Origin of the sequence: Clostridium sp. KNHs205, from assembly GCF_000702945.1 — a bacterium.
Classification (GTDB): Bacteria; Bacillota; Clostridia; order Lachnospirales; family Lachnospiraceae; genus Anaerocolumna.
The window spans coordinates 1,371,271-1,397,862 of record NZ_JNLE01000003.1 but is presented as its reverse complement, the minus strand read 5'-3'; the positions used below and the strand labels follow the sequence as shown (position 1 = coordinate 1,397,862).

At 40.0% G+C, this 26,592-nt stretch carries 19 protein-coding genes; 1 reads left to right on the top strand and 18 read right to left on the bottom strand.

Annotated elements, in window-relative coordinates:
• Positions 1-17: 17 nt before the first annotated feature.
• The 18 genes from BR73_RS0106075 to BR73_RS0105990 form a co-directional block, all read right to left on the bottom strand.
• Positions 18-1,928, bottom strand: a complete 1,911-nt coding sequence (locus BR73_RS0106075; RefSeq protein ID WP_051685005.1) for a hypothetical protein — start codon at positions 1,926-1,928, stop codon at positions 18-20.
• Complete coding sequence (locus BR73_RS0106070) at positions 1,925-2,767, bottom strand: protein phosphatase 2C domain-containing protein (protein WP_051685004.1); 843 nt, start codon at positions 2,765-2,767, stop codon at positions 1,925-1,927. The genes BR73_RS0106075 and BR73_RS0106070 overlap by 4 nt, the downstream gene beginning before the upstream one ends.
• Positions 2,768-2,788: 21 nt before the next feature.
• The gene (locus BR73_RS0106065) at positions 2,789-3,289 is read right to left on the bottom strand and encodes an FHA domain-containing protein (protein WP_033164801.1); all 501 of its coding nucleotides are present in this window, start codon (positions 3,287-3,289) and stop codon (positions 2,789-2,791) included.
• A gap of 31 nt (positions 3,290-3,320) precedes the next feature.
• The gene (locus BR73_RS0106060) at positions 3,321-3,866 is read right to left on the bottom strand and encodes an FHA domain-containing protein (RefSeq protein WP_033164800.1); all 546 of its coding nucleotides are present in this window, start codon (positions 3,864-3,866) and stop codon (positions 3,321-3,323) included.
• A gap of 3 nt (positions 3,867-3,869) precedes the next feature.
• On the bottom strand, positions 3,870-4,307 hold the full coding sequence (locus BR73_RS0106055) for a DnaJ domain-containing protein (protein WP_033167137.1): 438 nt from the start codon (positions 4,305-4,307) through the stop codon (positions 3,870-3,872).
• Positions 4,308-4,432: 125 nt separating this feature from the next.
• Positions 4,433-4,861 (bottom strand): hypothetical protein, encoded by a 429-nt coding sequence (locus BR73_RS0106050; protein ID WP_033164799.1) that lies wholly within the window; start codon positions 4,859-4,861, stop codon positions 4,433-4,435.
• 14 nt (positions 4,862-4,875) lie between these two features.
• Positions 4,876-5,301, bottom strand: coding sequence for a hypothetical protein (locus BR73_RS0106045; protein ID WP_033164798.1), 426 nt, complete (start codon positions 5,299-5,301; stop codon positions 4,876-4,878).
• 32 nt (positions 5,302-5,333) lie between these two features.
• The gene (locus BR73_RS0106040; RefSeq protein WP_033167136.1) at positions 5,334-7,520 is read right to left on the bottom strand and encodes a transcriptional regulator; all 2,187 of its coding nucleotides are present in this window, start codon (positions 7,518-7,520) and stop codon (positions 5,334-5,336) included.
• A gap of 69 nt (positions 7,521-7,589) precedes the next feature.
• A complete protein-coding gene (locus tag BR73_RS0106035) occupies positions 7,590-9,380 on the bottom strand; it encodes a vWA domain-containing protein (protein ID WP_033164797.1) in 1,791 nt (596 codons plus the stop codon).
• 805 nt (positions 9,381-10,185) lie between these two features.
• Positions 10,186-10,986, bottom strand: a complete 801-nt coding sequence (locus tag BR73_RS0106030) for a hypothetical protein (RefSeq protein ID WP_033164796.1) — start codon at positions 10,984-10,986, stop codon at positions 10,186-10,188.
• Positions 10,987-10,997: 11 nt separating this feature from the next.
• Positions 10,998-18,440 carry an RHS repeat-associated core domain-containing protein gene (locus tag BR73_RS0106025; protein WP_051685002.1) on the bottom strand — a complete coding sequence of 2,481 codons (7,443 nt, stop codon included), beginning with the start codon at positions 18,438-18,440 and terminating at the stop codon, positions 10,998-11,000.
• 16 nt (positions 18,441-18,456) lie between these two features.
• Complete coding sequence (locus tag BR73_RS0106020; RefSeq protein WP_156034624.1) at positions 18,457-19,185, bottom strand: hypothetical protein; 729 nt, start codon at positions 19,183-19,185, stop codon at positions 18,457-18,459.
• 86 nt (positions 19,186-19,271) lie between these two features.
• Positions 19,272-20,426 carry a hypothetical protein gene (locus BR73_RS0106015; RefSeq protein ID WP_033164794.1) on the bottom strand — a complete coding sequence of 385 codons (1,155 nt, stop codon included), beginning with the start codon at positions 20,424-20,426 and terminating at the stop codon, positions 19,272-19,274.
• Positions 20,398-21,822 (bottom strand): DUF4280 domain-containing protein, encoded by a 1,425-nt coding sequence (locus BR73_RS0106010; protein ID WP_033164793.1) that lies wholly within the window; start codon positions 21,820-21,822, stop codon positions 20,398-20,400. Before BR73_RS0106010 ends, BR73_RS0106015 begins: the two co-directional genes overlap by 29 nt.
• On the bottom strand, positions 21,823-22,350 hold the full coding sequence (locus tag BR73_RS0106005; protein ID WP_033164792.1) for a hypothetical protein: 528 nt from the start codon (positions 22,348-22,350) through the stop codon (positions 21,823-21,825). It abuts the gene before it with no gap.
• A 3-nt stretch (positions 22,351-22,353) separates the two neighbouring features.
• Positions 22,354-23,439 carry a pentapeptide repeat-containing protein gene (locus BR73_RS0106000; protein ID WP_033164791.1) on the bottom strand — a complete coding sequence of 362 codons (1,086 nt, stop codon included), beginning with the start codon at positions 23,437-23,439 and terminating at the stop codon, positions 22,354-22,356.
• An 11-nt stretch (positions 23,440-23,450) separates the two neighbouring features.
• On the bottom strand, positions 23,451-24,857 hold the full coding sequence (locus BR73_RS0105995; protein WP_033164790.1) for a phage baseplate assembly protein V: 1,407 nt from the start codon (positions 24,855-24,857) through the stop codon (positions 23,451-23,453).
• The gene (locus tag BR73_RS0105990) at positions 24,854-25,486 is read right to left on the bottom strand and encodes a hypothetical protein (RefSeq protein WP_033164789.1); all 633 of its coding nucleotides are present in this window, start codon (positions 25,484-25,486) and stop codon (positions 24,854-24,856) included. Before BR73_RS0105990 ends, BR73_RS0105995 begins: the two co-directional genes overlap by 4 nt.
• Positions 25,487-25,916: 430 nt before the next feature.
• Here BR73_RS0105990 and BR73_RS0105985 point away from each other — a divergent pair, with 430 nt between their 5' ends.
• Positions 25,917-26,570, top strand: a complete 654-nt coding sequence (locus BR73_RS0105985) for an Ig-like domain-containing protein (protein ID WP_033164788.1) — start codon at positions 25,917-25,919, stop codon at positions 26,568-26,570.
• The last annotated feature ends 22 nt before the right edge of the window (positions 26,571-26,592 follow it).

Below are 26,592 nucleotides of genomic sequence, written 5' to 3'. Positions count from 1 at the left end.
CGAATTATATAGTGATTTCACTCACCCGATTCACTTGCTGAATTAGCATTGCTTTCCGTTTTCGTAATGCCGGCTTTTTCTGCTGCAGCGGAATCCTTTGTCTTATCTGCTGATGCTGCCGCTGAATTATCTGCCAATGCAGCATTGTCAGCTTTTTCTTTGGCATCCTCTTCTTTTTCCTTTTCCTGTTCTTTGATGTCCAGCACTTCCATCTTTCTGGCTATTTGATCTACTTTATCCTGAATTTTCAACGCAGCATAGATATCTTTTGCTAACAGGTAATACTTTTTAGCGGAAGTGTAATCCTCCTTTGACGCAGCTGCTGCGGCCTGATCCATGTATCCGTCTGCTTCTCTTTCAAGAACTTTCTGCTGCTCAATTTTAGAATTTGCTGCTTCTGCTTTCTCTTCTGCTGCACTTGCCTGAATCTCATCACCTAACAGCTCAAATTTCTGTTTTGCGGATAAATAGTGAACCTTGGCACTCTCATAATCTCCCTGGGTAAAGGCTTTATCTCCCAAAGACATATAATTAGCAGCCGCTTCCTGTTTCTCTGCCTGTTCCTTGGCTTCCTCTGCCTCTGCTTCTTTTATTCCCTTTTGATCTGCATAGAGTTTTTCAAGAGCAGACATAGCAGAAGTTCTTCCTTCATCAAAATATATTTTCCCCGACAGAGCCTTCGCCTCCAGATATTTCTCTTCCGCCTTATCATAGGAAAGGTTAAGCGCAAGGGTATCGCCAAGCCCGATTAAATCATAGACAGATATATAATCTGAAATCAGATCCAACCTGTCAAACACATAATCTTTGCCCAGATTATCCACATAGCGGACTCTCTTGGCAGCTTCCTGAAACAGCTTACTGGCATCTGCATATTTTTTACCGTCAAGTGCCTCATCAGCAGACAAAATAGTCTCTATAAGTATCTGGTAATCGGAAAGCTCCTTCTCCATTTTCTTATCTTTCACCTGGCTTGCCAGCTTTAGGGCGTTCTTGCACTCTTCTTCTGCTCGTACAAAATTATCGGACTGTATATACTCAATACTTTTTAGATAAGCTGTTTTCATGTCCTGAATCTTATCCTGCTTATTGTTATACCTTACGATCAGGACAATTGTCAGTACCGCAACAATTGCAAAAATTGGGATTACTGTAAGGATTATTTTGCGGATCTTTCTTTTTTTACCAGGATCCACATAAACCTTGTTGGCAAAAATTACAGCCAAGGTATATTTCGTAAGACCTGCGGGCTGTCTGGATAAGAGCATATCCTCCAGGTCATTGACCGTTTTCTCAGGATCATCAGTGGCATCCGCAAAGACTTCTTTTATTTCTCCTTCATCTATGTGCTCCCATATTCCTCTTGAATATAAAGCTATGGCATCGGAATTTGTCAGCTTGATTTTGCCGGATATGATAGGATTGAATTCTTTCTCTTGCCCCAGACAGGTATAGAGGTTATTTCGCTCTTCATGAGAAGCGACCTTATCCGGAGGTATTTGTCCGGATGCTGCCAGATCCATGGAAAGAGACTGATCCACCGACTGATATTTTAGGAATCCATCACGGTATAAACGTAGCCTGATGTTACCGGCATGTCCATATCTGAGTTTTGCATAGTCTGTAATTATAATAAGTATGGAAGCTTTTAACTTCATTTTGCTCTTTGCTTTAAGCAATGCTCTGTTGGCTGCTCTTAAACAGGTAAGCATTCCTTTCCGGCTTATAGCGGGAGCTTCTGAAAAAGCTGCAATGGCGGCGGAAACTGCTAATTTTGCACTTATACCATCTACCTGGTCATCAATTCCATCGGCAATGACATAGCAGGCATACCGATCCAATTCTACAAAACCAAAGTAATCCGTATTTTTTAATGCATTTGCTTCAGAAGTAAAAGCAGTCTTAAACTCTGCGTTTTGTTTTCTCATACCATAGCTCCGTTCCTAACCCTGATTAAAATAATACTTGCATTATCTTTTGCTTCACTTTTATGTTTATTAACTGCTTCTATTATCTCCAGTGCCATTTGCTGACAGCTTCCATTCTTATTTAATACCAGTTCTATTTGTTTAAAACCTAACAGTTCGTATACTCCATCTGTCATAAGTACTATAATATCGTTATTTTTTAGCCGTATAGGTGCATCAAATAGTTCAATATCCTCAAAGCCGTCTCTTCCAACAAAATTATACAGACGTTGATTTTCCAAAAGCTGTACCGCCTCTTGTTTCGAAAGTTTCCCTTCACGAAAGCGTTGTTCTGCCAGTACAGCAACGGTATGACCGGCAGAAACGGGAACCAGGCTTTTCTCTCGGCAGACACATACCTTTACATTTCCAGCTACCGCATAATACAGATATCCCTGTCGAAGCAACGCACAACTAATACTTGCGGCTCCCCTTTCTTCTCCTTCCAAAGCTTTTAATATTTCTTTATTGGCCGAATGGAACGCTTTTCGAAAAAAATATTGGGGATTATGAAATGCATTATAGTCCTCAAAAATGTTTACAAAAGTATCGACAGCAATTTTACTGGCAATGCGGCCGCCGTAGGCCCTTCCCATTCCGTCAGAGAGTACCGCCATCCTTCCGGAGGGTGTTACAGCAACCTCCCCAAGGTCTTCCTGTACTTCGCAGGTTCCAATGGTCATACAATAGCCTTGGTCCCATCCGGATTCCGGTTTGACAGGTCTTACCCATAGTTTTACTATTTCCAGTACGAAAATAATGCAAACCAATCCTCCGATTATGTAATAGGAGTTATCCATTCAATCTGTACCCTCCTCTATTTACTCCCACATATAATTTGATCCGCAAAAAGGCAGGAACAAAAATGTAGATTTTCCAAGTTCTATTTTGGCATATGGATACAGCGGCATCGGTGTGTATACTGCATTTTCATCCAGATATACCAAACCATTGGCATCCCCTGGCAGCAGCATGAACTCCTTTTTCTTTCTGTCAAAAACAACAATAGCATGGTTACGTCTGGATATTTCGTTATCCCCAAGAATCTGGATATCCATATCATCAGCACGTCCGATAAAGTTCTTTCCGTCTATAATCTTATAATCCTTGCCTTTTCTTGGTCCGTCAATGCAGACAAGCCAGCCGCATACAGGTTTTACCTCTTCTTTAAATAGCTCTTCTTCCAAATCCACCTCTGATTTTTGTGTCTCTTTCTTTTCCTTTGTGGCCGTTTCAATATTACAGTATGGACACACTGTTCCATACCTCTTTTTACTGAACATATGCCCATTCTGGCAGCGAATTAAATTGGATTCTCCCATGACTTCCTACATCCTTTCCGTAATCTGTCTATTATATAATCTGTAATTTGGTAAGAGCTACATATATAATATCTCCTCTTTCCAATCTACATGGTTTTCCATAAGCAAGTTTGTATTTCTTACCATCTGTTTTCTGAAGACTTACACCATTTCTTGTTGAAATATCCTCCACATACCAGTCATTACCGGAGAAGTTAAGAACTGCATGTTCGATATCAATCATACTTGCATAGATGGTATGATCAAGATTGACATCTACCTGGTTTTCTCCGATATCCCTGCCGATAACAAGTCCATTTTTACCATAGATATTCCAGCCTGTAAGCTTTTCATTGTTTTCTCCCAGAAGTAATACTTCTGTAAGTGTAGCCTCCGGAGCCTTTTCCTTTCCTGAAAGATACCTGTTTTCCATGATCTCAGATTTTTCTTTCTTTTCTGCCCATAACACATGCATTCCTGCCATTACAAGGGCAATGGAACCCCACAGCCAATAATATGTAATATGTGTATACATAAACAGCAAACCTGCCAATAATACCAGCAGCGCAGCAATAATTAGATTCAGTCTCTTCTTCATACACTACCTCTTTATTCCCATGAACCGTTCAAACATATCCGTTGTATCAAGGGGATTTTTCTTTATTTTCATTTTATCTTCTCTTGTAATGTCTTTCGTTTCCGGATGAAAGCCGAAGAATTCTTCAAATTTCTTATTCATGTTCTGAAAATCAAAATCCGCTTTGCTGCTATCATTTCCTTCTCTTTTTGTGCTATTACGGTTATCCTCCGCCTTCTGCGTCTGCTTTCGTTTCTTATCGTATTCCTGTCTCTTTTCTGTATTTCCTAAGATTTGATACGCCTGGTTTATATCATTAAATTTATCTATGTTACTTTTATCTTTGACATGGGTGTCCGGATGGTATTTTTTCGCGAGACGCCTGTAGGCTCCTTTTATCTCCTGCTCTGTGGCGCTTTCTGCTATTTCTAATATCCGGTACCAGTCTTTTTGCTGCTCCATACCAATTCCTCCCTTTCTTATCCTCATTCTAAGGCCTTTCCTATGAAGGAAAAGTTTTAGAACAGGGACAATTTTATAAAAGGCACGTCTTGTCCAGACGTGCCCTCCATTGTACTGGGATAAGCTTAGGCTCCTGTGTAACCGCCTTCTATGGCAATCTGATCGAGCTTATCTTTCTTTTGTTTGATAATAATGTTAAAAGTACCGATACCATCGGAATTTCCAAAATCCTCTTTGTAATCAATAACAAATGCTCTTGGAAAGCTGTATTTTCTCTCAATTACGCCTGCGTTGATAACTTCTACGGTTACCTGGCGATAGGAGGCTGAATTCTCAGCCGGTACCATTGACCATAAAGCCAGCTGTCTTGTGCTGTCAAAAGGGTCACCATCTGTCGCAACCAGAATTTTACCGGAAATTTCAAGCGTACTTCCCACGTCTTTTGTTCTGGCATTCGAATCCAGAGGGATGTCCGTCTTGAATATCACTTTTTTAACGCAGTCTTTTGCTATTTCAAAGCTGTCCTGTCCATCAATTTTTACTCTTAATGACATAATTTATCCCTCCTTTATTGTCCGAATCCGCCTTCAACTGTAGTATCCTGTGTTAAATCCTTCTTCTGTTTTACATGAAGATAGAAAACACCCACACCATGTTCATCATCCAGTTCCTCTCTGTAATCCATTACAAAAGCATTGGGAAGAGTAATCTGGCGTACTACCTGGTCCGCTGCAACCACATCCACCTGGACCTTACGGTAACTGTCAGCTGATTCACTGGGTACAACACTCCATTTTGCAAGATTTAAGGTAGAATCCTCCACTGCCGCTCCTAAAGAGAACAGCATCTTTCCCTGAATAATCAGTTCGGTCCCGTGGTCTGTTGCTCTTGCATTAGAATCCTCCGGAATATCTGAGTGGAAATTCACACTTGTGATACATCTTTCACTTAAGTTTACAGGTCCTGATCCGTCAATTTTCAGTCTAAATCCCATTGTTCCTTCCTCCAATCATTAAATTTGATATGTTATGCATTGGAACTTACCCGATTAATTAATACTTCCAGGTTTCTCGGGCTGCCATTAAAGGATATGGTAAGTTCACATATGCTGGTTGCCTCATCTATGCTGTATTCCAGGTTGTCGCCTTCCGTAATAATAGCATTAACACAATCCTTTTTCATGTACCACTTACTCTTCTGACTCTGGGGATTATTTGAGAAGAAATTCTTGATATTATCTTCCTTGAAATCTCCGGTCACATAACGAAGGATTCTCTCGATATAAGTGGTTACCTGTGTCTTATACACAGATTCATAGGATGAGAACTCTGAATTATATAAAAGGTTCCTGGCTTTATAAACTGTAATATTCGTAATGTTCTCACCGCTAAGGGAAGCATTTTCGGAGGAAAAAATCCAGCCGAAGTTCTTCTGGTTAATCTGATTCTTGATCGTAGTTGTAAAACCGGTGATTTCCTTTGGCATGGATGTATAAGCCAGCAAAGAATTATTTCCGGCTTCAATATCAAAACGCACACCGGGAAGTTCGGAATCAGTCTTGACCTTCGTCCTGTTAAAATGATCCTTTAAGAATTCCGGACACTGGCAGGCAGCTCTAAAGCCCGCGGCTACATAAGCTCCATTTATGTAAACGCCTTCAATCCACAAACGCATCACATCTTCTTTGGCATCTGAGAAAGCTACGTTATTGTTATCTGTTACACGCATTTTGGTATCAAGGGTAACGCCGGATTTATTTTTCGGAATTACCGTAAAGTTAGGTAGAACCGGTATTGCAAATTCACTGTAAGGCCTTCCGATAAGCGGAGCACATTTCTCAATAGCCTTTTCTACACCTTCTGCCGCAAGTGCATTAAAGGTGGTTTCTTCTCTGTTCTCAAAGGAAAAGAAGGTCTCTACACGGTAGTCTTTAAACACATCCAGCAATATACTTAAGGACTCCATGCTGTACACATCTGTTCCTGCTTTCTGTACATTGCCTTTGAATCTCTCTCTGTTGATCTTATTGGTAACATTCTGACTCCAGGAAACATTAGGATAGATTGCGTACCAGATTGTATCCTTAAAATTATTTTTACTGTTGGTGGTATTTAAGTATGTAATAAGCCTTGGAAGATTGGAGCTCTTAGCAAGCATCTCAGGTGATATATTAGCTATTAACAGGGAAGGAGACATGCCCTTAGATTTCGCTTTGTACTGGTCAAAGTACATCTTAATACCAAGGAGTTTTTCTACCAAAGGTTTAACAACCTTAATAAAATTGTCTTTGGAGGTACGGTAGAATTCCAGGTAGGAGTTATAATTCAGTACTTCAGTTTCCACATCGATTTTAGTCTGGTTGGTGGATGCAAGGGGACAAAATGTACGAACTACCAGGTTCTGCACATAATCACTTGGCGTATCGTTCACTGCGTTATAATCTTCCCTGATTACTTCTATCAATCCTGCGTTCACATTGTCATCTAAAGCAGCCAATGCGGTATTCTCTTCCTTGGGAGCTTCCAATACCTTTAATTCTCCGTTTTCAGCCATTGTGAGAATTCCAGGCACCAGTTCTTTATTATCGGACTTTTGTTCACCTCCGCCTAAAAGCAGACGGGTCTTTACATCTTCAATTGCCAGGGGGAGCATAGCCATAATATTATTATAGTTAGAGCTGGCTTCTTCAAACAATACATTTAAGCGGTCACCAACATCCAGCTTTCCGGGATCCCCATCTTCCATCTCAGCATATTTGCTGTAATTATATTGAATCTCCTTGCGGACCTGTTTAATATCCTCCATGACTTTTTTAGGTGATATCATCTCTAGCAATTTTTCAAATCCAAACTCAACATTTAGCAATCCCTGAGATTTTCTTGAGCTCATAACAGTAAAAACTGTTTTAAGAAAGTTTTCCTGCTCATTTAACTTAATCTCCGTCAGCATTGATTCTGAAATATTTTCCGGTTTCTTCAGAGTATACTTCACTGATTGTGAGTTTGCATCGAAAAAGGACCAGATAACCGGTGCCATTTTCCTCTCAGCTTCTTCATAGCTGCGGCATTCAAGATGCAGATTTATTTCACGCATCTGGTCATCGCTTAAACTGTCGATTCCTTTCACCTCTCCAACCAGAGTCAGTAAGTCTAATTTCTCCGGATTTATAACATCCAGTAATATTGTACGGTTCGTTTGGCTTATAATCTCCATCATTTACCACTCCCTTTCTCTAACTTTTCATTTATTTAATTCCTTCTTACTTCTGTATCACGCTGTTTATCAACGCATTTCGGAAGGCTTTAAATCTTTATATTGGAACGTAAGTTCACTGGTTTCATCCTCAAAAATAATATCCACTTTACCTCCAACGGTAATCTGGTAACTTTTCTTCTTCATGAGAATTTCTCGATTCTTCATAACAGTACAGTCCGAATTGTTTGTCAATATCAAGTTATGGTTTGGGCCTGATTTAAAATATATCTTATCTGCTCCTTCAAAGAATTCCTGCACGGAGCAACTATCCAGTACATCTTCCAGAGACATAACCTTACCGGAAGGAAGCCGGAACAGATTGTAGGTCAGCGGCGGTATATCATATCCCGTTGGTGTTCTGGTGATATATATGTTCAGTTTTCCAGTATAGCTATACTTACTGGGCTCCGGCTTGTCGTCCGGTGGCAGAGGCTCAGGTTTCCTTCTGATTATAAGCCATAGAATTACTCCTGCCACGATTACAGCTGCTGCAATTCCTCCTCCAATAAGTAAGTAAGGCGGCTTCGGTTCTTCAACAGGTAAAAGTGCCGGCCCTTCCAACTGAACTGTCACAGCATTATCACCGTACACATAGAAGGGCAGCTTCCCATAATCAATCATTACCTCCTCTGTCCTGTCCTCTGTAACAGTAGTCTCTATGGTGAGTTTTCCCTCATTCAATGCTTTTTCTAAGTTATCCTTGCCATTTAAGGTAAGACCAACTCTGTTATGATCAAAATAAGGTTCTTTCCATAGCTGTAAGTTCTTGTTTTCATAGTCTAAGAAAGAATAGGTTATTCGTGCTGTACGTTCATAAGCAATTGCTTCGGGAGCTGTGGGTACTTTATCTACATATTCAACACTTACCTGCGGTGCTATCTGATATTCCGGTATTATTACAACTTTGACACGGCTTCCGGAGACTCCCTGAAACCCTATATCTATCTTCTCACTGGAGGGTTTCTTTATCTGGATAAGTGAATATTTCTCACCATTAATCTGCCCGGCATCTTCTGCCTGAAAGTTCGTCTTAAGATTCTTTATAGGTGCGTCACTGGTTAACAGTATTCGGACAATACTTGCATTAACAAAAGGACAGTCAAAAGAAAAAGACTCCTGTGTGCCATCGGCATCTACAATAGCCAGATTTGTTTGCTTAATATCCAGCTTTTCTATAAGAATTGAATCGATTGCATCCTGTATATCCACAGGCAGGGGTGCCAGATAGCTTCCACCTCCCGTTTCTTCTGCGGCATCAAAGATTGGATTTTTTAAGTTCTTCATCTGCTCGCCTAAGCCGATTACATGAATCGTAATGCCAGCTTTTGAGGCCTGCTCTATTGCACCCTTGTAAAGGGAGGTCGATTTCTTGGTTGTCGAAGCATCTTTCATCAGTATCTCACCATCTGAAAGAAGAACAATGGTCTTTTCTTCTGCTTCTTCTTCCTTCAGTAGCTTCACTGCCTGCTGCAGACCCCGGCCTGCATTGCTGTAATCTTCATACTGAATCTTATTCGCCTGCTTCATAATCTGAGTTCGCTGATTGCTGTCAACGGGCTTCTGGCTGATTACAACCTTTGTATTGTAAGATACCACACCTACCCGGTAATCACTGGGCAGTGCATAGGTTAATTGGGCAATACTGTCTATTGCAAGACGCTCTTTATCATTGGTTTTCATACTTCCGCTGGAATCAAAAAGGAAAATAACAGATTTTGTATCACTTGCTGGCTGCTCAGCCGCAGGAACTGTAATACTCATCATCAGAGTAAATAGAAATAATAATATTACACTAAAAATGGTCTTATGTTTCTTCACTGTTCTCCCCCTATAACCCCTTTTTTCTACTATCGAATGATTGTTTATTATCAAATAATAGAAAATTATGTCTAACCATGGATTATTATAACATTATTTGGATAATGCGTATATAGGGCTCATTTCTCAGTTGGAAAACTTTTACCATTTATTTAAGTTTTCTTAATATGATTTTTCGTATGCAACATTAAATATGATTTTTACAATTTTTAAATTTGAGTGTATCTTCTTAATTTTCAAGTGCTATATGGATAAAAATCCCATACAAATACTTTAACATATTTTACCACGTGTTTTATTAGCATAAATTTACTATTTACAAGAACTTCACAGATATATTTATTATATAATATTTCTTTATTGTTTTAATAACACCTCATTTACTTGGTTCATAGACTAAAAAACACAGCCGACATCCATTGCTTAGAACTTGTTATGGCGTGACTGTGTTTTACAATTGTATACGATTTCAAAACAAAATAGGAAATATTACCCAACTTCTTTATTGCGTATAACAATTTAATTACCTAGTATTTTATGACTACTTCAACTAATGTTACAATACAAATCCCTCAAAATAATCATCATTTCCATCAAGCCAATACTCAAACCAAGATATAAAAAAATTCTTCATAATCGTAATCAGCATCCAAATAACATAACTTCATTAAAACTCCATTAAACTCCAAATAATATTCTATCATAGGTATAACAAGGGTGTAATCAAATTATAAATTACACCCTTATTATTTATTGAATACTAAACTCAATCTCTGTCATTTATCAATTACTATCTTGTAGTCATTTAATAACTATTTAATAGCTTGTACTTTTTCCTTCTTTCATTACATATTGTATCAAAACATTTCTTAAATTCCTCTTTCCCGGCCGAATTATAGACTTCCTGACTTTTAATGGAGTTTAAAAAACGTTCCAGATATTCCTTTATACTAATATTAATTACTGAAGGCTGCAAACCCTTTGATTCATCCTCCTCCATTAATCTCTTTAATTCTTTCAATTCTATGACTCCCTGGCCATACTCCTCTGTTAAGCATTTATATACGGCCATTATGTAACGATGATCTACCCCGTTACGCGAACGAATGTCATAGTCTTCACCAAAAAATATTGGCCGTTCACATTCTAGAACGTTAATAAAATCTGCCAAAGAACCTATTCTATCTTTTTCAGGTAAAATTCCCTCTTTTATTGAGTATATCAACTTTTCAATATTGGGTAGATGTACTTTATTATAATCTTCCCACTGAATCATCTTATTATGTTTTTCCCGCTCGTACAAAGTCGGAAAATACTTACCTTGTAAAAGACTTATCCCCGATGAGCCCGTAATTTCAATTCCAAAGGTCAAAAGATTATCATAAGGAAAATATATAGGAATATAAAACGCAAAAGCTTTTACCCTCTCTTTGCTAACATTGAAATTTATAAATTGTAATAATCCATCTAACTCACGGACATACTTATTGGGTGAAAATTTTGTAAAATTATGAGAAATTAATAATGGCTGTATATTTTCATTGATATTATGTTGCATCGCCTTGTTAAAATTATACTCTTCTACTGTGTAATTAATAATGTTCATATAACCTCCTTCTAAGGTTTTATTTCCATATGAGTAAAAGTATACCCCTTGGTATTACTGCCAGTACCATTTATATTATTAGAATTTTTAGTCTGCTGTCTCTGTGTATAAGTTGCTTTTCCTGTCTTAATATCTCCCACAAGAATATTTGAATTAACCTTATTTTCTATTGCTATGTCAACTCTGGAACTATTCTTTGCATTATTATCAATGGTTCGACCATCTAAATAATTTTGTTCAATATTAATTCTTTTAATATAGGGTAAATATTTTATATTATTAGGAGTAAAATTATTATTTATATCATTTGCAACATCTGCATGTGTCCATGATCCTACTTGTTGTGCTGTTCCTGTTCCCTTCCTCTTATTATAATTTGATGTTGCAGATTTCTGATAATAATCCATAATTTTTTGTTGCTCCCTGGATGCCATATAATCACTTCCAGTTTGATTCAATGGATTTTTACCTGTAGCAATGTAATAAGCTTCTGCAGCACCTGCTCCTCTTGCTCGGGCAGCATCATATTCACTTTGTTGTTGAGCATTAAAAGTAGGTTTTTTATCCAGTTTGGTTGGAGTTTTGGTTGCATTTTTTGATGCATCTGCACTCTCTCCGATTCTATCCTTCCCAGGTTCACACGCATTCCCGCTCGGATCCACATAATACACCGGATTATTATCACAGTACGCATACAGGTTTAGACCATCACCACGGTAAGCATCTTCCTGTGTAAAACGTCCAATTACCGGATTATAATACCTTGCTCTAAGATAATACTGTTGGCTGACAGGGTCAAACTGCTGTCCATTGAACTTAAACTGATTTTCTACCTTTTCCTGACACTCTGTTACATTTCCCCATGCATCATATTCATACCGATTGAGGACTTCCTCCTTCACCGTTACATGGGTGATACTCCCTAGCTCATCGCTTGCATAATGATAGTAGGTTCTGGCACTTTCTGCATCAGAGGCTAGCAGAATATCTGAACGGATATAGCGTCTGATTTCTTCCTTGGATTCCTCGGCAACAATTTCTGTTCCACGGAAGATGAACTGTACCAGATTCCCGCTTTCCTCCAGCTCATGACGTAATCCTTCTGCATCATATCGGTTTATCTGGATATTTCCGTCAAAGGTCTCTACCCTGCTTGTCCGGTTAAAGGCGTCATAATTGTACTGATTCTTTCCATCTTTTATTAAGTTACCGGCATTATCATAAGCGTAGTCTTCCATAATACCATTAACGCTATGGCTGGTTAAGCGGTTCCTGCTGTCATACTGGTAAAGTTCCTCGCCCTTTGGACTGATTCTTCTGGTACGGTTCCCAGCCTTGTCATAAGATAGTTCCTCCCAGCTTCCAGGATACTGCACCTTGGTTAATCGGCTCAGACTGTCATAGGTATAACTAATCTCTCCATGGAGCTGTTGTTTTCCTGTTCGGTTTCCATTACCGTCGTACTTGTAATAATTATCTGCCAGAATTTTTCCTGACAAAGTACTTCGTAACCCAGTTAGGTTCTTATCCTTATCGTAGGCATATTCTGTATAAAGATTTTCTCCATTTTGCAGACTCTTTATGGTACCGTCTTCATTATAATTATACTCGGCGATAGGCCTGCCGTCATCCCATATTTCCTTGATTTCATCGTTGAGATTATAAAAATATTCCGTCTGTTTTCCGGTTACATCCTTCTGTCTCCGCAGATTTCCGTTCTTATCATATACAAAGGATAATAAGGTTCTTCCGCTTGCTTTCTTTTGTATTAACCTTCCCATATGGTCATAGGTATAGCTGTAGCGCATACCTCCTGCGATGGCGGCCTTTAATAAGCCTTCGGTGGTATATTCATAAACTTCGGAAAGTTCCTTTGCCCGTCTGGTTAGCAGATTACCATAAAGATTATAGGTATAAGACGTCTCTATTCCATTTCTATCCGTCTTTTTGCTTAAGCGCCCTTCTTCATCATAGCAGTACTGCTCTGTTTCTCCTGCCGGGTCGGTTAAACCGGAAAGTAGATTTGCTCCACTGTATTCGTAGATAGTCCTGTTACCTTCTCCATCTATGCTCTCTATGATATTTCCAGCATAATCATAGCCATAATGTTCCTGGCTTTCATCTGCCTTACGTATATCAGTAATCCTCCCCCATTTATCAAGAACATATTCCGTCCGGTTGCCTTCTCCGTCACATAGTCCGGTTACATTACCAAAGGCATCGTAGGTATAGCTCTGGGTCGCTTTCCCTTCGGTCTCGATTCTTGTCCTTCTTCCTCCCAGATCATAGAAGAACCTGGCTCCGCTGCCGGTTCCATCCAAAGTCTGGATCAGATTTCCTTCTCTATCGTAGGTACGGCTCTCCTGGACCTTTCCATCAGGGCGAAGGATGGTAAGCAGCTGACCCCTGGCATCATACGTGTACACTGTTCCGGGCCCGTTTTCTTTTGAGGCTTCGTACTCCTTGGGACGGATTACCTTGATTAACTGTCCATTGTTGTCATAAAACCGTCTTGTTGTCCCTCCGTCTCTCTCTGTCCTCTGTATTTCCTGGTTTAACAGGTCGTATTTGATTTCGGTCTTTCTGCCTTGGTTATCCGTGATGCATATGAGATTCCCAGCCTTATCATAAACAAAGCTGGTTGTGTTATGAATACCACTTTTTTTCTCATTATGACTTTCCTTTATCAAACGGTCTGCAGCATCATATTCACGGAGTATCTCTCCGCCGGAGGGCAGCAATACTCTGGTGTTATTCCCATTCTTATCGTATTCATAACGGACGAATACCGTTTCCTTTCCACAGCCCTTTTGGTCAGCACTGCGGGATACTTTTATGATATGGCCTCCCTCATCATAGAAGTAACGGAATACCTGCTCTGTACTCTGGTTGATTCTTCTCTTTTCCAGAGTTCTACGGCCCTTTCCGTCATACCCATATCGAAGGACTGCTCCGGTACAATCACTGACACAAACCAGACGATCTTCCTTATCATATTCATAGGAGATAGTATGTACTTCTCCTGTCTGGGTATCTTTCCTCTGATAGTCACAATAGCGAATTTCCTTCACCTGGTTACCGGCAAGATCATACTCATACCGGATGAGCTGATACCATACGACTCCCTCTCTCTCCTCCATAGGTGTCCGGCTTTCCAGCAACCAGCCAAGGCTATTATAAGAATATAATTCACCCACCGTTTCTCTTTCTGTTCCCTCTATCGTGCTGTTTTCTACAGGCTTTCTGCAGTTACTTCCATGGACAGCCTTCATAAGATTCCCTGCAAGATCATAGGTATATTGGTGAAGAATATCCCCCTCCGGTCCAGTAATCTGTATCAGCCGGTTTCCACTGTCATATTCATAGCAAAAACCAGGACCATCATCAGCCTTTTCATCGTATTGTTCTGGGTTGCACACTTTTGTAATATTTCCGCTGGCATCGTACCAGATTCGCCTGGTTCCCCCGTTCGGGTATTTAATTTTATATTTATTATCACTGGAATCATAATAATTAATGATTCCTTCCCCATCCTTGTCCTCTATCCGGTAAGCATTCGGATGAATTTCCTTCACTGGATTCCCTTCTCCGTCAAGCTGCAGGGCATAGATACCACCGGCTGCATCAATATGCATGTTCTGGTGATGAAAGGCGTCATAACGGTATCTATCACCAGTGTCTGCTCCCATATTTTCACCGTATTGGTTTGGTCGTACCACCTGTATCAGATCCAGTACTCCATCATACACATATCTGTCGGTATGCCCCAGAGGATTGGTAGCCTGACAAAGAAGATCAAAGCTATTGTAGGCATACCGGCTGGTTCCATCCATATCCGTACGGGTCATTATGCGGCCGGCTTCATCATAACCATAGGCTGTCCGTTCCCCTCCCGCACTGACATATATCTGCTCTTCGCCAAAGAGATTACCATACTCATAGGTTTCTCCGTTCCCGTTAGGATCAGTAAAGGAAGTTATTCTTCCATATAAATCATATGTAAACCGATAATGCTGAAACTTTTCCTCATCCACTTTCTGGAGCTCCTCCATTAAGTTTCCGGTATTGTCATAGATATATCGACTGTCCATCCCTGTATTGTCCCATTTATGGATACAGTTTCCGGCTTCATCATACTCATAAAAGAATTTTCTGCCGTTTGGCTCATGAAGCGCAAGCAAATGCCCAGTTTCATTATATTCTCGCCTGGTTTCATTCCCTTTTCGGTCTTTTTCCCATACACGGTTTTCCCAGGAATCATAGCCATATTCCAAGGTGGTACCATCTGAATATTCTGTTTTTACTAGCTGCTTTAACAGGTTATAATGGTAACGAATTTCCTGCCCGTTCTGTGGTGCCAGATAGGTATTCATTCGATCCTCTTCTCCATAAAACAGGATATATTCCTGGCCATTTGATAAACTCTGTCTGGTTACCCTGCCCTTTCTATCATATTCGTTATGTATATAGGTTACGCCATTGGCATCAGTAATCTCGTTAACTCTTCCCTTCGTATCGTAACCATAAGTTTCTTTTCCACCGTTTACCATGGTCACGGCAATCAGATAATCATCTTCGTAACAGTATTCCACACTTCTTCCGATACAGTCCTGCATACTTGAAATCTTATCACCCTGCCAGGTAAAGGTTAAATACTGTCCGCTGGCAAAGCTGATTTTAGCAAGTTTTTCTCCTTTATAATCATAGGAAGTCCGATTTCCGTTACGGTCTGTAGCCGTTAGCAGTTTCCCCTCCCTGTCATAAAACCAGTTGGTCTTGTCAGTACTGTCAAATAAATTATAGCCATCTCGTTCCTCTGTCAGTGACAGGCGCTTTGTCCCACCCCTTCGGTTACGATAGCCCTCGGCTGTTTTTAAAAAGGTCTCTGTATGCTGATCTGGCAGGAGAATCTCTATCTTTTCATCATAGACATAGGCCTGGCTGAAGAGACTTAAAGTCCATCCTTTTCCAACCGGAGATTCTTCCTCTGATAAAAGGGATTCATAAGTACGCTCAATAGCGATACGGCCTCTGATATCATTTATTAGTAAATCACACTGCTCAATCAGATAACCACCGGTCACCATATCAATCGGATCACCGTTTTTACAGCGGTTGGCTGAGTATTCATCCAGTTTTGCCCTAGCTTTGTCTTTGACTGATTTGGCAGTGTCCTTTGCTTTTTGAACCGTTTGTTTTCTGGAATCCTTTCGCTGCTGCCGTTCAGTTTCTTTTTCCCCACGGGTTTTAAATCGTTCTTTTCCATTTTCTTTAATCTTTGATTTTTCTACTTTTGATTTTGCAATGTTAGATGTTCCTTGCAGGATACTCATCACGTCCCTGCGGCAGTCCGGATCATTCATATCAAAGGTACCGTCTTTTATGGCAGTACCAATATCCCAGATAGCCATACCTGCTGTTAGCGCCAAATTCACATTATTGGCACCACTACTAAATATCTTGGCTATCCTTATCACAGTCGCGACTTTTTTTACTGTTTTTCCTATCTTGCCGGCGGTGGCAACTGCCTTCGCTGCACCTACTGCCGTATTCGCTCCAGGAATTAAGGAAAGGCAGGCTGTTCCGGCAGATATAGCAGCTCCCACATAATCGCCTCTTGACAGACTGATTCCCGCATTGGCAAGGTTTGCCACCGTAGAGACCACTGGTATTGGAAGTGCACCAACAATATCCAATGCACACTGGGCTACATCCAGGAACATATCCTTCCAGGAATAATTTTCATCCTCCAGATGCTCATAGGCTACACTGCGGTCCGTTCCTAACTGCATATAGGCATTTGTACGTATCTGGATGACACCTCCGGCAAACGTCACACTTGTCGTTCCCACCTGCAGAATCAGGCGTTCTAAGGATAGGATATGTGCAACCCCTTCCTCAAAAACCGGCACCTCTGCTTCTCCTCCTTCTGTGCCTGCGCTTCCCCCTATACGCCCGGTCAGTTCCTGTAAGGTTCCAAATACCTGAAAGGGGGCTTCCAGATTCTGCTTGATATTATCCTTCAAAGCAGTATAGCTTCTGGAGGAGAGCAGTGCCATGGCATCAAATTCCATGCTGCCGCCCTCTGCTGTGTACTTACTTTCTCCCTCTCCATACATCTGATCAAACTTCTGCTTTAGTTCATCAATGCCCTTGTAAGTACCCTTTAATGCCTGCAGCGTTATCTTTTCTTCGGCTTTCAGATTGATATCCCTGGTGCTCTGTATCTCAATTCCAGTTTCATCATTGAATATAATCTTAGCCTGTTCCCCACCGTTGCCGTCATATTCCGAACGGTTACCGATAAGATTCAATTCCTTTTCTGCAAATTTCACCATACGGTTATTGGCAGTCATCATCTTATTTTTGGGATTGGAGAAATCAGGACTCTGATTTACATGACGACTGCCCAGGCATACTATTTTCTCGCTATCCCCTGTTTCATAATAGACAAATACAGTATCCCCTATATCCGGCATGGAATAGAAATAGTTACTGACCGCACTGGCATAGGGCATCCACCTGGGGGCATCTCCCGGTGTATTAAAGTCTACCATTACATTGGTTCCATCCACGGCAGTCACGGTTCCTGTCAGGATGCTGGAACGCTTCGTGGATCCCTGAGAACGGGAAACCTCCGGAACCACTCCTTCTCCATGCACAAGGGTAATTGCATTAACCAGTAAACCCTGACTGGCTCTTATCTCACTTCGGGTTACGGTTTGGGTCCTGCCTTCATAAGATACAGCGTAACCTGCACCAATTGAAAGGTCACTGACCGTAATTGTTGTTTCTTCAAACTCGAATACAGAGGCACTCTGGCTTGGTCCTGCCTGTATTGCTCTTACCTTGTCTACATCACGGCCTACGGATGCAGAAAGGACTTTGCCCGGTTCCTTTACAGCAAAAGGATGATTTCCTATATGAATCTGGCAACCAGTGGTCTTACTGTTGACAAAAACCTGTTTACCATACTGATTGGCAATCCTGCGATTAAAGGTCCAGTCTGTTTCATTCTCCTGGGACAGCATTTCCGTTACCGGTATATCGGAATCTAACTGTACTAGAGTTCCGCTCCCGATTCCTTCACTAAGAATTCCCTTAAGAGTCTTTCCTGTACTTTGAAAAGTCTTTGTTTTCCTTTCCCTGTCAGTCTGTTCGGATAAGGTTTTGGCCTGAACCTGTACTTCTGTGTAGTCATTTTCTTTCTTAAGCTGTATAGCAACACAGGTTCCGCAGAAAATACAGGCACTGTCTCCATCCAGTAGTTGAATCCTGCTGTTTTGATAACGCATGGCATCCATAGGTTCCATCTGCTTTCCGGAAAGGAAACTCAGAGATAGGATTCCATGCTCATTTACCTGATCCAGGATGTGAATATCCTTTATGTACAGCGCTTCCATTTCTGACCGCAGCACAAGCTGCCCTAATCCGGTCATTTCATCTTTTGCCATTCTTGCTCCCTCCTGTTTATTTCCGTTTAAATACCTTTTCCGCTGCTGTGAGTAGAGCCACAGCTAAAATAAGGAATACAACTGCAGAGATTCCAAAACGTATTATAAAGACAGTAAAATTATGTTCTTTATTCCATTCAGTATCTATGGCATAAAGGACATAGTCTGGAGAAGCCCCATACTGACTGCATATATCACTCAGATAATCCTTTGTTAGTTTTCTGTTTGTTTTCTTGATACCCAGTGGAAGTGTAACGGTTTCTCCTTTTTCTATGGACTTTCTATAGGTATCACTAAACTGAGCCAGTATGTAGGAATCGTCCGGCAGCTTAATCAGATAGTATTCAAGGTAGTTAGAAGCTGCAACGATAAAGCTGTCTGTGGCCTCTGCTGCCTTCCTGCCGCTGCGGTTTCTTCTTGATTTGTTAACTTCATAAGGATCCAGCCAGGGTTTCAAGCCATATATGCCGGTTCTTATCACCTGCTTTGGAACGGCACTTACATACTCGGTATCCGATATGTCTAAGAGCTCTTCACTACCGGTAAGTTTATGGATGTCCTCTCCGGCAGTTTTACCGGTAGAAGCACCCTTGTCATTTGCCGGAATATCAGCCTGATTAACAGCAGCTCCCTGTTCCTTTATAAAACCTTCCGGATTAAGTTTAGTAAATAGCAAAAATGCAGCCACAAGACTAATTAATACAACAATTACTGGTATTATACCTATTTTCCCCTTGTTATTCATAAGCCTCCCTTTATGTTCTTTTATAAGACCATATTTCCTCATCATTTTTGTGTATACGATTCACTCCAATAAGTTGACCTCTCCGGCTATTCTTGCGGTATTAATACACATCGAACAATTTCCACAATATTACCAGCATTTTTTTTTGAAAAAGTTATACCTGGAACCCCTTTATACCTCTGATAGTAGACTTTTTGTTGTGTGTCAGTGACTTTAAGGTATCTCTCTTTACTTTTTAAGTAAGAATCCAATTCTATCTCTTTCCATCCTTCTTTTCCTATGTCTCCATAAGCAATAAGCCCGCACCAATTCCAATAACCCGGATAATAATACGACTCGTTTCCATGATATCCCTCATATGACAAATCCGTAACATTTTTATAAACTTCATTCTTAATGCTATAATTTCCTACCGGTATATCCTCTCCTATTTTATACATTCCTGCTGCATATACCATTTTCCCTTTATCTTCCTCTTCGCCTTGGTACATTATAGGCTGAATATCAGGTTTAAGGTCTAAAGGAATTAATATACAGTTCTCCAAATTAACTGCTAAATCCTCTCCGATGGTTACATATCCAAATCGATTTACTAACCCAATAACTTCATTTTTTTCATTTGTAAGCAAACAGGTCCCTGCAGATACTTCAACCGAAAGCATAAAATACTCACCTTCGGGGATTTCTTCACCTACCTTATATGCTCCTTCATAATAGATTCCGTCGTAATTAGATTGTGGCAATGAAAATACATCTGCTAATGCCATCTCAGTTTTATCACCAAACGTAACGATATTCCCTTCTTGGAGAAAAACATACGTCATATCATCAAATAAATAGTTTACTTTTTTATCTCCTTCTTTGCTTTCTGCCTCAACAATAACTTCACCCATAGATGTAATATCATTGTCTTTACATATATATAGCCCTTGCTTAATATCTCTTCCAACAGTATACTTTCCTGATTGTATCCATTGTCCGCCCCACTCATTTAAAAACCCCATTTTCAGTTCTTTTTCTTTTTCATTATTATCAAAATACTTCCAGTATCCTTCTACCTGCGCTTCAAGTTCTCTTACATCGAACCCTCCATAAATATCATAGCCATCACCTCGATCTTCTGAATGAGTAAAGCGTTCTTCTGGCGGAGTAATTCTCGAACATCCGCTTAAAAGAACTACAATTAAAAAACATATAATTGAAAGTATATAATTAATTTCCTTTCTTTGCACGATGAGCATCAATTCCCTCCTGTATCATTTCAGCGTCAGACTGAGCATCTACATTAACGTTATCTCCATAATTCCCATTCATAATACTGTTCAAATATTTTGCACCTACTTCTTTTACAGCTTCAATGCTTGCGCCATCCTTTCCAGCTATCCCAAGCATATCTGAAATCAATTGTGCAGCACCTGCTCCATATTTTAAAACTCCATCATCCGCAGGCGTTGCAAAATACTCATCACCAACATACCCATATAACCAATTTCCGGCATAATCTTTTTCAAAGGCCTCTCCATTTGTCTTGGGCCATGGTGCTGCCCAAATTGAAAGATCTGCCCCCGTATCAGTTCCCGGATAAATAAATTCCCTGGTTTTTAAATCTATGGGGTTACCGGTGTACACCATATTAAAAAAGTTTACTATATCATTTTTATGCCCATCTACAGCTTCTGTAGAATTTAAATCCTTCCCCATTCTTTCCATATACTTCATAATATCTGTATCTTTAAATGTATCAGTTATTTTTTGCATTACTTCTTGAGGAATCTCATTTTTTCCATATTTATCTCTTTGGCTTTTATAATAATCTATTTCATCTTTATACTTCTCATATATCTCATTTTCATACTTTGTAATTATCGCATCCATTTCTTTTAGATCGCTGTTTTGAAACAGCTTGGATTTAGAATTTACTGCTGCTACAGGTACCAAAGAAAGCCCCATTTGTAAGACCCCCCGTTCTTTATCACCAAAATTAAGCAGCTGATGGATTCGACTTTTCACTCCTGCCTCCATATTCTCCAAGGCAAGAGCAATACCTTCTTTCCCCATATTCATAATTCCTAATCCGAGACCTTTTGCTGCATGAAAGAGCTGGGCTGCCATATCGTTTGACGGCTGTTCCTCCGGAGTTTCCTCGGTCTCTCCGTCTTCTGCCACAGCATCCTCTTCTTGCGGAACAATTGTAATTACCCCACCAAACTTGCAGGCACAACAACTATCCATGGTAAGTGCCGGAGCACCGTCAATCATATGGTCTTTGCTGGTAAAGATCCAAGGCAGGGGGGTCTCCAACTGACACTTATTAGAACCAAAGGTTTCTTTTAATACAAGAGAGGCTTTTGTTGCAAATTTTGCAATTCCTTTTCCAAGTTTTTTAAAAAACCCGTCTCCTTCTTCTGTCTTGTACTTTTCATCTGCCTGTTTCTTTGCTTCCTCAAAGATCAGCTTTGATTTACAATCGCCAAAATGAGTAAGATTCACTCCTTCCACATGATCATTGGCATTTAGTACAGGCTGCCCCTGATAGACCACTCCATGCCCCGTGTCTGTGCTGATATAATTTTCCATAGAACCTTCACTGCATTTTGCTCTCATACCATATACTACATATTTTTTGCCTTCTGCCATTCAGACCACCTTAATCCTTTGCAATCCAATTCCATAAAGCCTTCGTCTTAATAAGCTTTCTGCAACCGGAAGTGATACGATGATCTTATATTCCAACAATCCGGCTACACGGAAAATATCCAGTCCTTTTATTTTCTTTCTGTCCAGTACCAGTGCTTTTAGCATCCCGTTTCCATAGATTTCACTGGTCTCGTGCAAACATACCCGCTCTTTTATTCCTGCCACCCAGTATAACGGGCTTTTCGTATTTTCACTGGCAGTGGAAAAAAGCTGTACTCCTTTGTAATCTATGCTCTTGTCATATAATTCAAACAGTCTTTTTATTTCATTGGAAATAAGATAAACAGGCTCTATTAAGATATCGCACATTTCCTCTGTTTCCCTGCCACTGTAATAAGCAACTTTCAACGGTTCCAGCGCTGTAAAATCCTCCTCTGTCATACCGTAGCAATATCTGTCTCTGTCTAGACCCATTAACTCAACTGCATTTTCTACTTTATCACTTTGATATAATTCAAAATAGTCCATGCTTTATTCCTCCTGTTTCGAAAGCCATTCTATTCCAGCCTGTTCTAAGAAATCGGAATTCTCTGCTCTGCCACCATAGACTGTTACTCTGTCCATAGCACTATCTGTTACAACACACTCAGATAAGTTACTCTCAATAAATTGATTGTCCGTTAACTGGCACCTATAGAATTCTGCCGGTTCGTAATATTCTGCTTCCACATACATATCCTCTTCAAAGAATGTTATCCTCTCCCAAGCTGTATTTTTCATGGTACAGTCAAGAAATAAGCAGCCTTTCATTTTCGTGGCTTTTATTTTCACATTTTCGAACATGCAGCCGGCAAACAAACAGTCATTCATAATACAATCGTCTATTATTGTATTTTTAAAAGTACAATCTAAAAATCTGGCACTATTTACAGTCAACCCAGAAATTACTTTATTCTGATAAGAAAATGCAGAAAATCTGCGAAAAGAAAGTAAAGTATCTTTGTCACAATTGAAAATATCCACCTCCGGCAACAGGGCATATAACGTCTTCTGCCAGTCCATATATTCACCCATCTGGATTACAAAGCTTTCTTCCTTCTCTACCTTCGCCAACTGTCTGAAATCTAAAATTTCAGAAATAAGATAACGAAAACGACCGGTGAAATAGTATAGCAGACTTCTTACAGCCCGTAGTCTTAAGACTTCCAGCTCTGCCGGGCGGATAAACCTGCGGATACTTTCCGCCCTTGTATATTGCTCAAGTTCCCTGGTGAATTCTTCAAGGCAGCTTCCTAACCAGTCTGCGGAAAGTTCTTCTGTAAGAACAGTCTCAGATCCCAGACGACCTCCTTCTCCATAGCTGTCAATCCGAAATCCTGGTTTGCCGGACAGCAGGGAAGTATATAAAAAAGATAAATGCAGTTCAGACACCTCCTCCGCCAGCCTATCCTTCTGTAAATTTTCCAGCATGGTAAGATACTGCTTGATTCCTGCCTTCCATTCTTTGATGATTTCTTCCTCCTGTGCCTCAAATACCTCTATAGTCTTTTCTGCAAGTGTTAGAAAAGCTCTCGGATAGAAAGTTTCCTCAAACATCTCGATACAACTGTCCGCCATCGTTACTCCCCCTAATTGATTAATACCTGACTTGCAGCCAGCGTTGCCGAATTTTCCGTCAGATCAAGGTATGCATCTTCCGTTCCAATCATAATTTGATTTTTTGCAATGATTTGTACCTCCGAGGAGGAGTTGATCTTGATGTTTGCGTCAGAAGTTACAGTGATATCCTTATCGGAATGAATCTCGATTCCTTTTTCATCGGTTAGATTGATATATACTTTTCCGGATTTACCGATGATATACATTCCTTCGTCGGTAAGTAGTATTTCTTTTCCGCCGGGTGCTTTCCAGCTTTTATGTTTGGGGTTGGCTGGTGGGGTAGCGCAGACAGAGCTTGCAGCAAAGGCATCCCCTTCATTTCCGGACGGGAAGAATACCCTCACTTCATCCCCTTCCTCAGGCATACAATACCACCCGCTGCCATCACTGGAGGAATAGGCTGTTGAATAAGGGAACCACCAGTTTCCACCGCCGTCATATCCCCCATCTACATCCGTAAGATGTACTTGTACTTTATCGCCTGACACTGCCATGACTTTACCTCTCATCATTTTTCCTGAGGCCTGTGCATTTGGTGCTGCCGGTGCTGCGATTCCTGCAAGTCCGCCTCCAGACGCGGAAGAAGCTCCCCCAGCAGTTAACAGACCATAAGTCATAGTTAATATGCCATCCTTAAGTGTAGCCCTTACACTTCTAACCCTTCCATTCTTTCCACCAAAAGATATCTGATCTCCCACATAGCCATATTCGTAGCTCTCGATCTGCTCTCCGCCAAAATCCTGGGCTGGAGCTCCGGAAGCTAATTGAGCACCACCTTCACTTCCATAAGAATAAGCCGTTTTATTGACTGTAATAGTCTTGCTTGCAGGAGGCAGACCAATATATATCTGCGGCCTGGGCGAAGATACATTGGAAACTAATGGAGCATTGAGTTTTGATGCCATACGCTTCGCAAACTGCCAGTCCGTTTCATTGTATTTCATAATCAGTGCACCAATGGCTCTATCCGAAACCATCATATGCAGATCACTTTTGTCTGATATATCAGCTGTTATTATCTGTCCGTAGGTTTTAGCCGTGTTCTGGTAGGTTTTATTCTTTTTCTCCATATCCAGCAAACGACTCATGGAATACAACTGTAACGTCACTCGGCTGTACTCTGTTTCCTGTTGTAAAGATACCTTTCGTATACATCCATAAAAAAGGTTAGAAGGCTGTCCTTCCGCTTTTGTTGTTATGGTCACCATCATTTTCTCATCCACACGCTTTAGAAAATCCTGCGCGGTAGCAGCATCCAGTTCTCCGATAATCTCTGCCTGACCATGTTCGTTAACAGTATGACTGATTGTCAGCTGTTCTATTTTCTGAAAAGGAAATCCAGTCACCGTTATATCAGCATATGAAATTGTACTCATCCTTCTTCCTCCTTCGTATCTTCAATGAACCGGAAGGACGTAAGCATTTCTTCTGCTATAGTTTTATAACGGTTCAAATACTGGTAATCAAAATTTATGAAACCAATCAGCACTTTGCCCTCTAAGGAACTATAAAACATAACATTATAAATTGTGTCTGTTACCGTATGAGAAACCAGTTCCAGACTTGAAACTATGTGATTGCCTGTCTTTTTAACTTTCTCAGAATATATATTTACCTTTGGACCTGATTTTTCTAAAACCATTTTTGCTATTTTGAGAAAGTCCCCCATATATTCATTGGGAACCTCATTGCTTGTATAATGAAAACCAAGGGAAAATCCGAGATAGGAATTACCAAACACAAAATCTGGCTTGTTACCTAAAAGATAGACTGCATTAATTTCTTCTTGTGAGAATTGTCTGAAATCCTCCGGCATCCAGATTGCTATTTTTTCGTTAAGCAGTGTTCTCTCCCCAAAAGTCACCGGTATTTTGTGTATGTTAATCATTCCGTCAAAAATAGAACTCTTATTCTCTTTATCAATGGTATCCTTATCATATCTTTGCTTTTCAAACTCTTCCATCATTTCCTTTTGTTTCAGAAGCTTCTCATCCACATGATCCATATTAAGTACTTATCCTCCTTTTTAATTTATTTAGATTATTTCCAAATACATTATAGGGAAATTTTATAAAATATTACCATTTAATTATCATATCGAAAACCCTTCTTTAAATCTATAGTCTATATTTATTACAAATTTTGACCTTTTTTTATTTTCCAGATTTATGATATTAATAAACACTTTTTTCCTGCTGCATACTACATATTGGTTTAAATTCGTAAGATTCGTAAGAAAAAATTAAGAAATTGACATGATTCTGACAAATTAATATATTATTTTAGTAAGGTACATAATAAGATACATAGTCCGTGATGTTATATGAATTTCACGGAATGTGTTGGAAACAGGCCATACTATTGATATAATAGTATATAGAAAGCCACCTTTACTTTCTGTAATATCAATGACCTGTCATTAGGAGGATAATGCCATGAAATTTGCTTTATGGAAAAAATGCCTTCTGGCATTTGGCATATGTTTATTCCTGTCTGTATTATTGCCGCCCGTATTCGGCAGTACTGCAGTTGCCAGTGCAACAACCACTGATGAAGAACAAAACAGCATTAAATTAAATGTAAAGAGTAAGTCCCTGGTAAAAGATTCTACTTTCAACTTAAAGCTGTACAATATTACAGAAAGCCAGAAAGTGTCCTACAAATCCGGTGATACCTCCATTGCAACGGTTGATGATTCCGGTCTTATAACCGCTGTTGACTTTGGAACTGCTTCCATAACTGTTACCGTTAAAGATGGCACTAAGACAGTTGCCACTTTGGATTGCAGTATTACCGTTGGTCCTGCGGCCTTAAGTATTAAACTTACCAAATCGGAGCTGACCCTGACAGTAGGCGATAAGACTTCCTTAACAGCGATCTTAAAGCCTAACAATACTGTAGAAGAAGCAAAGTTCTGGAGTAACGATTCCAATATTGCCAGTGTAAGCATTGGCGGAAGAATTTCAGCAAAATCAGCTGGTGTTACTTATATCTTCGCTTCAATCGGAAATGGTAAATATGATTATTGCAAAGTTACAGTAGTCGAGAAATCAGATACTACTCCCACTCCATCGGGAACAGCACAGTAAAACAAGAATATGCAGCTTATTA